The organism is Nostoc sp., assembly GCF_036919595.1.
Classification (GTDB): Bacteria; Cyanobacteriota; Cyanobacteriia; order Cyanobacteriales; family Nostocaceae; genus Nostoc.
Genome location: NZ_JBALCO010000045.1, coordinates 1 through 12,393 on the forward strand (window position 1 = coordinate 1; position 12,393 = coordinate 12,393).

Below are 12,393 nucleotides of genomic sequence, written 5' to 3' on the forward strand. Positions count from 1 at the left end.
GGTATCCAGGTACTGTGGCGAGGTTGGTTAAAATTACACGATCTCTGTGAGGGTTGGCAGCTTGCAAAAGAGACTTAACGGGAAAAGTCAGATTGTGGGACAATTACCAGAGTGAATGGTATGTTTATTTTTGCAATCTTATATTAGTATCAAATTATCAATGGAGCTTCAAACTGAAATTGATAAAGCTATAGCAGCTGTTGATTACCAGAAATTTCAAGCTGAGTTTCAAGCTCAAAATGAATTTTTAGTGGTTGAGAACTTTCTCCCTAACTCCATCATCGAGAAATTTTTGGCGTTGTTGCCATCTTTGCAACCTGCTATAAACCGCAACTATATTCCCAATCATAAAAAGGGCGGTAGTATCAGCCGCTATAGTTTAGACAGCCTTGCTCCGATTTTCGGAGAGTTTTATCAACTTAGTGCCTTTTTCGAGTTCCTCAACAAGATTACAGCAGAAAAACTCCTTCCCTGTCCTAATGCTGATCCCCATACTTACGCGCTGTACTACTACACTGAGCCTGGAGACCATATCCAGTATCATTACGATACCTCTTACTATCGCGGTAAACGCTATACAGTGCTGCTTGGTTTAGTTGATAATTCATCCAGTAAGCTGGAATATCAACTTTACAAGGATGTTCCTGAACGGGCGACACAAACGCGATCGCTCTCCTTAACCCCTGGTACTATAGTCTTATTCAATGGTGACAAACTTTACCACAGAGTTACTCCTTTGGGTGAAAATGAACAGCGCATTGTCTTGACTTTGGAGTACGTCACCGACACTAACATGGGTATGCTAAAACGTTTTGTCTCGAATATGAAAGATGCGATCGCCTATTTTGGTTTTCGCCAGGTGTTTCGCAATTGAGGCGATACAGAGTTAATCTTTCTTTCATGTTAAGAATTAATTAACAAATATTGTCTTGAGCAAAAAACAGTCATTATAAATACTGGGAAAATTCCTAGATTTCCTGGTGTTATAGCTTTGTTGGTGACTTGACAATGAAGGCAATTATATTAGCTGCTGGCGTTGGACGACGCTTAGGTAAAGATGGGCAAATCCAACCCAAATGCTTACTGAAATTTAACGGAAAATCTTTATTAGAGCGCCATTTGAACTATCTCCGTTATTACCAGATTGACGAAGTAGTGATTGCTGTGGGTTACCAAGCACAAAGAATTCAGGAGGAAATCAAAGCATTGGGAGCCGAAAATTGGGTCAGTACAGTTTATAATCCTGACTACACTAAAGGTAGTGTGATCAGCCTTTGGACTGTACGTCAGCATCTAGTCGCTGGCGATGACATATTATTAATGGATGCAGATGTTTTGTACGATCGCCGCATCATCGAACGACTGGTAAAGACAAATATCGCCAACAGCTTTTTACTAGATCGAGATTTTGAACCGGGAGATGAACCTGTGAAGCTTTGCGTCAGAGATAATTATTTAGTGGAGTTTCGTAAACAAATAGCTCCTGGTTTGGCTTATGATTTTGCAGGCGAGTCAGTGGGATTCTTTCGTTTTGGAAGTATTGCTGCTCACCGGATTGCTACTTCCACAGAACAATATGTTGCAGACGGACGACATGATGAACCTTATGAAGAAGTCATTCGGGATCTACTATTAGAAACTCCCGAAACATTTAGCTACGAAGATATCACTGGATTACCTTGGCTCGAAATCGATTTTCCCCAGGATATTCAACGTGCCCAAAACGATATTTTACCTCAGATAGAAGTTGTAGAAAATGTCTGAAAATATTTTAATTTGTAGCGGTTATCGTTTAGATACATTACAGTCTGACCTCACTTCCATTCCTCTCTCCTAAAAGGAGAGAGGCTTTGAATCTTACTCCCCAACGCTAGTAGGGAAGGGGCTGTTCTTGTTAGGTCTGTATTCCATGCAATTGAGAACCGCTATATTATATAAGTTGAAAAAAGCAGAATAGATGCATCAAATATTTGCACCCACTGATACCGCTGCAAAATTAAATAAGTGTGCCCAACTACGGGCCTTACTAGAATCGCCTCAACTTGACTTCATCATGGAAGCTCACAATGGGATTAGCGCCCGCATTGTGGAAGAGGCTGGATTTAAAGGAATTTGGGCCAGTGGACTCGCCCTTTCGGCTCAATATGGCGTTCGAGATAATAATGAAGCCAGTTGGACTCAAGTTGTGGAAATGCTAGAGTTCATGTCTGATGTTACCAGCATCCCTATTTTGTTAGACGGGGATACTGGTTATGGCAACTTTAATAATATGCGTCGCCTGGTTAAGAAGTTAGAACAGCGAGGTATCGCTGGAGTCTGTATTGAAGATAAGCTTTTTCCCAAAACCAATAGTTTCATCAATGGGAGTCGCCAAGCTTTGGCTGATATTGATGAATTCTCCGGCAAAATTAAGGCAGGTAAGGATAGTCAAACAGATCCAGATTTTTGCATCGTTGCCCGACTCGAAGCTTTGATTGCCGGGTGGGATCTTTCGGAGGCAATGCGCCGAGCTGAAGCTTACCACGCCGCAGGAGCCAACGCCATCCTGATTCACAGTAAATCATCGCGTCCTGACCAAGTGTTAGACTTTGCCAAAGAGTGGGCGGGTCGTTCCCCGTTGGTAATTATACCGACTAAATATTACAGCACTCCCACCGATGTCTTTCGCAAGGCTGAAGTGAATTTGGTCATTTGGGCAAATCATCTGATTCGAGCTGCTGTTGCTAGTATGCAAGCGATCGCTCGTGAAGTGAAAGCCAGCGAAACTTTAATCAACATTGAAGATGAGATTGCGCCTGTAAAAGAAATTTTCCGCCTACAGGGGGCGGATGAACTCATAGAAGCTGAAAAACGCTACTTTAACAACGGACGCCACGATACCCAAGCGATCGTTTTGGCTGCTAGTAGAGGCCAAGAATTAGCAGCGTTGACGCAAGATAAACCGAAAGTGATGTTACCCCTTGGAGGTAAACCCCTACTCAGGTTGTTGGTGGACAAATTTAAGAAACTTGCCATCAATGATATTACCGTTGTCGCAGGTTACAAAGCAGAAACTATTAATGTTCCGGGGACTAAAGTCATTCGCAACCCAGATTATGAAACAACAGGAGAATTAGCATCCTTAGCCTGCGCTCAAACCAACTTCAGCGACGAGATGCTAGTACTTTACGGCGATTTACTATTTAGAAGCTACATCCTGCGGGATTTATTAGAATGTCCCGGAGAAATTGTGGCTGTGGTTGATTCTGTCGCGAACAGCAAGTCTGTTAGCGGTTCACCTGACTACGCTTATTGCTCAATTCCAGACGACCTTTCTTTATTTGGACAGGATGTCAACCTGTTGGACATTTCTAAAACAACACAAACGCAATTAGGAAAGTATAGTGGCCGCTGGATTGGGATGCTGCGCCTACGGAGTCAAGGTAGAGAGTGGCTGAGTGAAGCACTCAATGAATTACAAAAACGGCCGGAATTCAACAGTTTGGGTTTGCCAGAATTATGCAATTATTTAATCGAGCAAGGAAAACCAATCAAGGTGCTTTATATTCGCGGTAACTGGTTAGATGTTAACTCTTTAGATGATCTTGACCTTGCTTTTCAATTAAAGCAATAGGGGGAGACGCGATTAATCGCGTCTGTACAGGAGTTTGGTGTAAAGACGCGATTAATCGCGTCTTTACAAAAGTTCTAAGCTTGACGCTTTGTATTGTGAGGTTAAAGTTTTGAGTTCTGAAGTTGAGGTTTCGAGTTCTGAGGTCGGAGTTCCGAGTTCAAAGGTTGGAGTTCTGAACTAAAAGGTCGGAGTTCCGAGTTCAAAGGTCGAAGTTCCGAGTTCAAAGGTCGAAGTTCCGAGTTCAAAGGTCGAAGTTCCGAGTTCAGAGGTCGAAGTTCCGAATTTAAAGGTCGAAATTCCGAGTTCAAAGGTCGAAGTTCCGAGTTCAGAGGTTGAATTTCCGAGTTGACTTTAATGATACAAATACGTTGATAGGAAACAATTACTCATTGGTGTCAACTTAAGCCCAAATCCCATTAAAACCTCGTTTCCAGCCAGAGGCTGGAAATGCCCTTCATTGCAGCTCTGCCGCAAATCTTGAGGCAAAGCCTCCCATTAGGCATTCCCAGTCAGAAACTTCTTTTCAAGACGACTCCCCACTCCCGATCTCAACCATCTAAATACCTGAAAATTGCTGTAAATTTTTAATTATGATCCAGGCAGAGGAATTTGTAGAAGCTGCGCGTAATCTTGGCTTTGGGTGGTACACTGGCGTACCCTGTTCTTTTCTCACGCCTTTTATTAACTACGTCATCAATGACGTTCAACTTAGATATATTTCCGCAGCCAATGAGGGAGATGCTGTAGCGATCGCAGCTGGAGCAGCAATTGCTGGAAAACCAGCCGTGGTAATGATGCAAAACTCTGGTTTGGGTAATGCAGTTAACCCGCTAACGTCCCTGACTTATATCTTTCGGATTCCACTGCTGCTGATTTGTACCCTGCGAGGCGATCGCCTGTTGCAAGATGAACCACAACATGAATTAATGGGGCAAATCACAGATAAATTGCTGCAAACAATGACTATACCTTGGGAATTTTTTCCCACAGACGCAGCAGAAATAGAACCCGTTCTGCAAAGAGCCACAACCTACATGAGACAAGAGCGCTGTCCTTATGCTTTAATTATGCGTAAGGGAGCGATTGCCCCCCATGCACTCACCCGTTCTTCTATCCCCGAACGAGAAAATAGTAATAGCGCTCATATTCAACAAAGCTTTTTTCGGGATCACAAAGAACAACGCGTTTCTCGCAGCGAAGCATTAGCTCGAATTGTGGAACTCATTGATGCAGAAAACACTGTAGTAATTGCCACCACTGGATACACGGGACGCGAACTCTTCGCCAGCAAAGACAGCGCCAATCATCTTTATATGGTTGGGTCGATGGGCTGTGCTTCCTCAATGGGATTGGGACTATCCTTAGCACGTCCAGACCTGAAGGTAGTAGTGATTGATGGCGATGGAGCAGCACTGATGCGAATGGGTAATTTTGCGACTATTGGCACTTATGGCGGTGCTAATTTAATCCATATTCTTTTAGATAATGAAGCCCACGATTCCACAGGCGCACAAGCCACCGTCTCTGCGGGTATCTCCTTTGCCAAAATTGCCGAAGCGTGCGGTTACGGTATTACATTAGCTGGAGACGATCCCGCGCTTTTAAATGCCTTATTTACCGCAGATAGCGACACTAAACCTAAATTCGCTCATCTGAAAATCCGTCCAGGAACTTTAGAAAAGCTACCCCGACCTAATCTTACCCCGGAAGCAGTTTTACAGCGCTTCATGAAACATATTGGTTCCGACTGGCAATAGAATTCTAACTGTACAGACGCGATTAATCGCGTCCCTTTGTAATGATTTTATTAAATCCCGGCCCAGTGAATTTGAGCGATCGCGTCAGAAACGCCCTGTTGCGTCCCGATTTGTGTCATCGGGAAGTAGAATTTTCCCAACTTCAAAGCAAAATCCGCGAACAATTACTTCAAGTTTATGGTCTTGAAAGCGATCGCTGGGCAGCAGTTCTCCTCACAGGTTCTGGTACCGCAGCGATGGAAGCGATGATCAGCAGTCTAGTCCCCAGAGATGGAAAATTGCTAGTAATTGAAAACGGTGTGTATGGCGAACGACTATCCAAGATCGCCAAAATCCACAGCATTGATTACATAACACTTTCTCATGCTTGGGATGCCGAAATAGATATCAACGGTTTAGTCAAACTTTTAGATGAAAACGCTGATATCACCCATCTTGCTGTTGTCCATCACGAAACTACTACCGGTCGCCTAAATAATTTGGTGGAACTTGCGCTAATTTGTCAAGAACGCCGGATTCAATTACTAGTGGATAGTGTCAGCAGTTTTGGTGGCGAGGAACTGAATTTTGCAGATTGGGGAATCACCGCTTGCGCTGCAACAGCCAATAAATGTCTGCATGGCGTCCCTGGAACCTCCTTTGTCATCCTGCGACGGGATGCACTGCCGTCAGTAACCACAATCCCCCGCACCTTATATTTGGATTTAGGAACCTATTGCCAGCAGCAGGATCGAGGCGGCACACCTTTTACGCAATCAGTACAGACATTTTATGCCTTAACAGAAGCTTTGCAAGAAATGGCAGAAGCAGGGGGTTGGAGTGCCAGACACAGCCATTACAACCAACTTGCTAGCTTAGTTAGAGACGGGTTAGCCTCAATCGGAATTAAACCCCTACTTCCTCTTGGCAGTTCATCCGTTGTCTTGAATGCCTACTATTTGCCAGACGGTTTCAGCTATGAGCAATTTCACGACAAATTGAAAGCACAAGACTATATAATTTATTCTGGACAGGGAAATTTAGCTCAATCTATTTTTCGAGTCTCGACAATGGGAGCTATTACCTCCGCTGACATGGAACGCTTTGTTGCTGTTGTTAAACAAATTATTAATAACTCCTAATATTCTCTCGTTTCCATGCTCTGTATGGGAATGATTGATTAGGGGCTGCTGCCTCCAATTAGACATGGAGTCAGTAGCCCAGATACTAATATATTTCCATGTTCCACATGGGAACGAGGAATAATGAAGAATAGGAGGAATAAGCGTTTTTCCTCTCCTGCTCAAGAACTGCTTGCCTGGACAGATAAATTTCTTAACCGAGCAGTATTGGGGGTGTAATGATTTACGAAATCCGAATTATTTTAACAGGGCATCAAAGCATCTAATCTCCCCAGTACTGCCATATCTTCTGCATCTAACTCCGTCGGAATACCACTGCGAATCAATTCCGAAAAGTTTTCATTGGGAACCATAACAGTCAACGTGTACAAGCGAGTAGAACCAGTATTTTTAATCAAATGAGTCCCAGTGGGAGGCACCAATAAACTATCTCCAGCTTTGATCGTGGTAGTCTTGCCGTCACACATGGCGATCGCTTCCCCTTTGAGGACGAAAAACATTTCCACCGCCCACTGATGGCGATTTGGCGGTGTTTTTCCACCAACATCAAAAATTTCAATGCAGCAAGTCAAGGAAGTATTAGCATTTGTCGAATCAAAGATAATTGCTAATCGATTAGAGTCGTTGGGACTGATGCGATATACTTGGTAATCTTTGGTAAATTTGATAACCGGAATTACACAACGAGTAGCATTCATTTATTTATCCCCTCGGAAGTGATTGTTGGGTATGAAAATTCCTAAAATCCAAGTCCTGAATATTGAGTTATTAGTTGTATGTCTAAATCACCCAATTTTATATTTTAGATTTCAAATTTTGGATTTTGGGATTGAATAATTCAAAAGCGTTCGCCTACAGGGAAGCAAGCTACGCGTAGCGTTCCGCAGGAAAGTCCAAAATTTAAAAAGTTTGAGATCAAGCGAATCTAAACGCAAGAACAAATCTAAAATCTCAAATTATTGAGCAAATCAAGAGCATTCACGCATGAAATCAATCTCAAATCTCAAATCTCAAATCGAATTACTCCTCACTCTTTTACAGCGCTGTTAAAATTGCTTGCGAGTCAGTGATAAAACCGAAGCATTGTTTGACATTGTACAATGTCGCCAGCCAACAATATTCAGGAGAAGTAGTAGCGGTACAGTCTTTAACTAACACACAGTCATATCCTAAGAAGTTGGCATCACATAGGGTCATTAGCACACATTGATCAGCGTTAACACCAGCAAAAAATAGTGTTGTCCTTCCTAGATTCCGCAAGATACTATCTAAGGGCGTATCCCAAAAGCCACTCATGCGGTATTTATCCACACGAATATCTTCCGGAATCTGTTCTAGTTCGTCTACAATTGCCGCTGCCCAACTACCTGCCATGAGTACTCTAGCACCATTGCTTGGCAATGGATCGCCCAATCCCACACCTGCCCCTGTGGGATTATAGACGTGACGCGAACCAGCACTAATATTGAGCAAGTCGGGACGGTTCCCCCAATTTACCCAAATGACTGGAACACCAGCCTCACGGAGTTCTGGAAGTAAGTTGTTTAAAGGTTCAATAGGCTGACGCGCTGGAGTTACATCCACACCAATATGCGCTAACCAGCCATCAGGGTGACAGAAGTCGTTTTGCATATCAATGACGAGAATAGCAGCTTTTGCCAAGTCTAAATGCAGGGTTTTAGTTTCTGTTGATAAAATAACGGGTTGTGGGGTCTTTTGAGTACGAGTGATATCTGCGATCGCATCATTCACTGTCCACGCATTTGGTGGAACTCCCAATGTCCGAAGAGGCAAATTCATAAGATTGCAATAGAGAACACCATTTTCTATTTTGTAACTTGAAATTTAGTTGAGAAGACGATTACTTAATCAAGGTTAAATATGCTAAATTCTACCATTCAGGATGTTTTGATTGCCGTCAGTGATGATTATGCAACGGTAGATGTATAGGTTGTAGATGGTAAAATCGCTGCGATCGCCCCCAATATACAAGTAATCGGCACTACCATACATGGCAAAAATAAGCTGCTTGCTGGCTCTACTTATCTGTAGAGTAGAACTGTTGGGCGTAAAAACGAGCATACCGTCCTTCCTGAGATAGTAGGGAGGCGTGGGTACCAGCTTCAACCACCTGTCCTTGTTCTAGTACGAGAATGCAGTCAGCACGACGAACGCTGCTCAAGCGATGGGCAATAATAAACACGGTACGGTTTTGCATGACTCGCTCCAGCGCCTCTTGAACTAGTGCTTCTGATTCCGAATCCAAAGCAGAGGTGGCCTCATCCAGGATGAGAATTCGCGGATCGTTGGCAACTGCTCTGGCGATCGCTAATCTTTGGCGTTGTCCTCCTGATAGGTTAACTCCCCGTTCGCCCACCCAGGTATGATAACCCTGAGAAAACTGGGTGATAAAGGAGTGAGCGTTGGCAATCTTTGCCGCTTCTTGAATCGCTGGTAAATCTAATTTTTCCTGACCGTAACCGATGTTTTGGGCGATCGTTCCTGAAAAAAGGGTAATGTCTTGGGGAACAATCCCAATTTGACGGCGCAGGCTGGTGAGTGTAACGTCACGGATATCAATATTATCAATCAGAATTTGACCCGCCTGAGGGTCATAAAAGCGAAGTAAAAGGCTAATTAACGTCGATTTCCCTGCTCCAGAAGAACCAACCAAAGCCATGACATCACCAGGAGAAGCGTGCAGGCAAAGATCCTTTAGCACTGGCTGGTCGGGATTGTAGGCGAAATTGACATGACGATACTCTACCTTGCCAATAACTCGTGGCATTTCCTGAGCATTCGATTTTTCGCTGAGGCTAGGCTGCTTCGCCATTAGTTCAAAGATCCGTTCGACGGAAGCTTCGGTCTGTTTGTACTCGTTGTAATTGCTAATCATCATGTCGATTGGCTGAATCAGTAAAGCTACAGCAGCTAAGAAACTGATAAACCCTTGAGATGTCAGCTGATTCTGAGAAATCTGCCATCCTCCCAATAAAAATAGCAGCATAATACTAACTGCTTCCAAAAAACCGACAACGGGAAACTGAATAGATTTGAGTTGTTGAGTGCGATACTGAGCCTGACGATTGCGTTCTGCTTCCTGATTGAATCGCTTCACTTCGTACTCTTGTGCTGCAAAAGCTTGAACCACGCGAATCCCGCTAAATACTTCAGTTAGCAGCGCAGACAAGTTGGAAACCTGATTTTGACTCTGGCGAGATAGCACGAGTAATCGCTGACCAAATTCTCCGATCAACCAAGCCATCAGGGGAGCCAAAATCAAACCTGCAAGCGTGAGCGGCCAATTCAGGTAGAGCATGTAAATGGGAATTACAATTAACTGCAACAGATTGGAAAGAAACTGATGGGATAACTTGTCAATAATCTCGCCTACCCGGTCGATATCTTCAGTTAGGCGATAAGTGAGGTCTCCCGTCTGTGTGGTTTCAAAATAATCTAATCCGAGTTTGTGCAGGTGAGCGTAAACTCGCTTACGCAAGTTTAAAGCCATTTCCAGAGCAGCAGCTATCATAAAGACATTCTGCCCGTATTGACAAAACCCTCGAACTAAAAATACTAAAGTGGCTAGTCCGAGCCAGTAGGCAATCTGGTTAACATTTCCCTGACTAAGAAAAAAAGCGACCTTACCTGCTAAATAGGGTATTGCTAGGGTGAACAACACAAATCCTAAGATACAAGCCAATCCCCGAATTAACAGCGGCCATTGGGGCCACAGATAAGGCAACAGTTGCCAGTAGCTAGAGCGGACTTTCATAGTTCAATTCTGTATGCTTATATTCTGCCAGCGCCGCAAAGTATCTCTTCCATGATTTATCCAACAATCTCAAAATTTATTGTGCAATCTTGGCAGATAAACTTTTGTCCTCTTGAATTGGCTGCATTAACTTATCCATCTGATTGGAAAATGGCACTATGACCATAGATAAAAAATTCCCGAATGCAATAATTAGCAGCTTTCCACACATAACATCTTTTTGCTTCCATGCCGGATGATTTATTTAGCTATTTCAGCTAAATAAACCATATTTTCTTGGGCACAGAAAAAGCTTATTGGTGTCAACTTAAGCTCAAACCCCTTTAAAACCTCGTTTCCAGCCTCTGGCTGAAAATGCTCTTTCATTGCGGTGCCGCTAGTCTTGAGGCGGAGCCTCTCATTAAGCATTCCCAGTCTCTGACTGGGAACGAGACAAACGAGACAATCTCTAAAAGTTAGTTCTAGACTGGCTTTCATGTTAATTTGACACGCATGAGCATTGCTGTGTTCCTATGACAGATGTGGTTCAAATACATGAATTCTGCTGTAATAACTCGCTGTTTTACCTACATTCTGTTATCCTTACCTTCATTATTAAAATTTGGCAGCAACGGTAATTTCTCCTCAGTTTCTCCCAGATAGGTTAGCAGAAGGCGGGCAATTCTCTCAGATGCACCACGCTGGCCAAATCGCTCAGGGCCATTTTCTTTGCACTTAATCAGGTAGTCTGAATCTTGTAAAGTCTCGACTACTCGTCGAGCTGCTTGCCTAAGAATCTCAGGGGTTGCTGGCTTGGTGCCGATAGTTTGGGCAGAAATGCCCAACAGCCGTGTTTGCGCCTCTGCAAATTGATAGGTAAATTGAGGACCCTCTCCAGGAATCTGGATGATTGGTTTGCCGATCGCTACAGCTTGCTCCACTGCCAACCCTGCCATACCAATGACGAGAGTAGAGTAACATAGGATGTCACTGAAGGCATCTGAATAACATCTCACTTCCACAATCGGTGATTTGTCAGCAGAATTTCCTGGAAGAGAATAAGTGAGTATACCTTGATTCAGCTGCCAACCTTGACTTTTGGCAATGTCGTCTAGTTGCTGCATCAAATCCGGTATCAAGGCTGCACGAAACTGTAATCCTGACTCAGGAATCACCTTGGCGATTTCTACCACTAGTTGCAACTGCGAACAAAAATTTCGCGCGGCTTCAGGCATCCGTGACCCTGGTAGGAGAGCGATCGCTCTCCCGTCTGGTTTCAGGTGCAAGTCTTTGCCAGCAGGGACGAGCCAATCTAAAGCCGGAATGCCAGCAAACTGAGCTTTAGTTAAACCTTGCCGTTGGAGGTCATAAGCCGTATAGGGATCCTTAGTGAAAACTGCCAGACATCTGGAAGAATTAAGATCATGCCACAGAAGCGGATTTAGTCGTAACCGCCCTTCGTAGAGGGCAGAAAGACAAGAGATAAAGGAGACGTAGGGGCGCTTTGTTAAGTTAGCAAATGTTTGAGAGACAAAATCCCCAGTAGCCATAATCAAATCGCAATTGGGAGCATAATCTAACACCGCTTGTAACTGTCGCCACGTTAACCCAATCAATCCCGATTGAAAATCTTTGAGCAAATAGAGGCGCTTCATGTAAAAGAATCCCCCAGAGGGCATCGTTTGCGTCGGGCCAATAATGGGAATTTTCAAGTTGCGGTAAGCTTTTCCTTCCCCGACAATCGGCATTGCTGCCATATCAAGAGAAGGACACAATTGGCGCAGGGTTTGAATAACATGAGAGGTATGGTTATCTTCTCCGTGGCCGTTACTGATAAATAAGATTCGCTTAGAAGGCATCTTGGTATTTGGGTAGCAAAAGGGAAAAAACAGCGAATTTTATCTTATTTTATGGCTCCGGTAGCATTATTGATGGGTGTACCTTGGGCTGATTGTCGGTAAGTTGGGAATAATTAGCGATTGCTCCCATCGTTTGGAGATGAACGAGGATTAAAGACTCGTTCACGAATATTAAAGGTGGATCAACGAGGATTAAAGACTCGTTCACGAGTATTAAAGGTGGATCAACGAGGATCAAAGACTCGTTCACGAGTATTAAAGGTGGATCAACGAGGATCAAAGACTCGTT

At 43.7% G+C, this 12,393-nt stretch carries 11 protein-coding genes and 1 pseudogene; 5 read left to right on the top strand and 7 right to left on the bottom strand.

Going from position 1 to position 12,393, the window contains the following annotated elements; all coding sequences use genetic code 11:
• The first annotated feature begins 160 nt into the window (after window positions 1-160).
• The 3 genes from V7K21_RS06335 (at window position 161) to aepX (ending at window position 3,613) form a co-directional block, all read left to right on the top strand.
• The gene (locus V7K21_RS06335; RefSeq protein WP_335172544.1) at window positions 161-874 is read left to right on the top strand and encodes a 2OG-Fe(II) oxygenase; all 714 of its coding nucleotides are present in this window, start codon (window positions 161-163) and stop codon (window positions 872-874) included.
• A gap of 134 nt (window positions 875-1,008) precedes the next feature.
• On the top strand, window positions 1,009-1,764 hold the full coding sequence (locus V7K21_RS06340) for a phosphocholine cytidylyltransferase family protein (protein WP_335172546.1): 756 nt from the start codon (window positions 1,009-1,011) through the stop codon (window positions 1,762-1,764).
• Between the two features lie 193 nt (window positions 1,765-1,957).
• Window positions 1,958-3,613, top strand: a complete 1,656-nt coding sequence (gene aepX, locus V7K21_RS06345; protein WP_335172548.1) for a phosphoenolpyruvate mutase — start codon at window positions 1,958-1,960, stop codon at window positions 3,611-3,613.
• 101 nt (window positions 3,614-3,714) lie between these two features.
• Here aepX and V7K21_RS06350 read toward each other — a convergent pair whose 3' ends face one another.
• Window positions 3,715-3,921 (bottom strand): hypothetical protein, encoded by a 207-nt coding sequence (locus tag V7K21_RS06350; RefSeq protein ID WP_335172550.1) that lies wholly within the window; start codon window positions 3,919-3,921, stop codon window positions 3,715-3,717.
• 282 nt (window positions 3,922-4,203) lie between these two features.
• On the opposite strand from V7K21_RS06350, the gene aepY reads away from it, so the two are divergent.
• Complete coding sequence (aepY, locus tag V7K21_RS06355) at window positions 4,204-5,370, top strand: phosphonopyruvate decarboxylase (protein ID WP_335172552.1); 1,167 nt, start codon at window positions 4,204-4,206, stop codon at window positions 5,368-5,370.
• A 41-nt stretch (window positions 5,371-5,411) separates the two neighbouring features.
• Window positions 5,412-6,491, top strand: coding sequence for a 2-aminoethylphosphonate aminotransferase (locus V7K21_RS06360; RefSeq protein ID WP_335172554.1), 1,080 nt, complete (start codon window positions 5,412-5,414; stop codon window positions 6,489-6,491).
• Window positions 6,492-6,733: 242 nt separating this feature from the next.
• Here V7K21_RS06360 and V7K21_RS06365 read toward each other — a convergent pair whose 3' ends face one another.
• The 6 genes and pseudogenes from V7K21_RS06365 to V7K21_RS06390 all read right to left on the bottom strand — a co-directional run.
• Window positions 6,734-7,189 carry a cupin domain-containing protein gene (locus tag V7K21_RS06365; protein ID WP_335172556.1) on the bottom strand — a complete coding sequence of 152 codons (456 nt, stop codon included), beginning with the start codon at window positions 7,187-7,189 and terminating at the stop codon, window positions 6,734-6,736.
• A gap of 337 nt (window positions 7,190-7,526) precedes the next feature.
• Entirely contained in the window at window positions 7,527-8,291 is a 765-nt protein-coding gene (locus V7K21_RS06370) for a cysteine hydrolase family protein (protein WP_335172558.1), read from the bottom strand.
• 84 nt (window positions 8,292-8,375) lie between these two features.
• Window positions 8,376-8,504, bottom strand: a complete 129-nt coding sequence (locus V7K21_RS06375; RefSeq protein ID WP_335172560.1) for a hypothetical protein — start codon at window positions 8,502-8,504, stop codon at window positions 8,376-8,378.
• Window positions 8,505-8,529: 25 nt separating this feature from the next.
• Complete coding sequence (locus V7K21_RS06380; RefSeq protein ID WP_335172562.1) at window positions 8,530-10,266, bottom strand: ABC transporter ATP-binding protein; 1,737 nt, start codon at window positions 10,264-10,266, stop codon at window positions 8,530-8,532.
• A gap of 566 nt (window positions 10,267-10,832) precedes the next feature.
• Entirely contained in the window at window positions 10,833-12,104 is a 1,272-nt protein-coding gene (locus V7K21_RS06385; RefSeq protein WP_335172563.1) for a lipid-A-disaccharide synthase-related protein, read from the bottom strand.
• 49 nt (window positions 12,105-12,153) lie between these two features.
• Window positions 12,154-12,393: pseudogene (locus V7K21_RS06390) on the bottom strand (hypothetical protein); the annotation flags it as partial.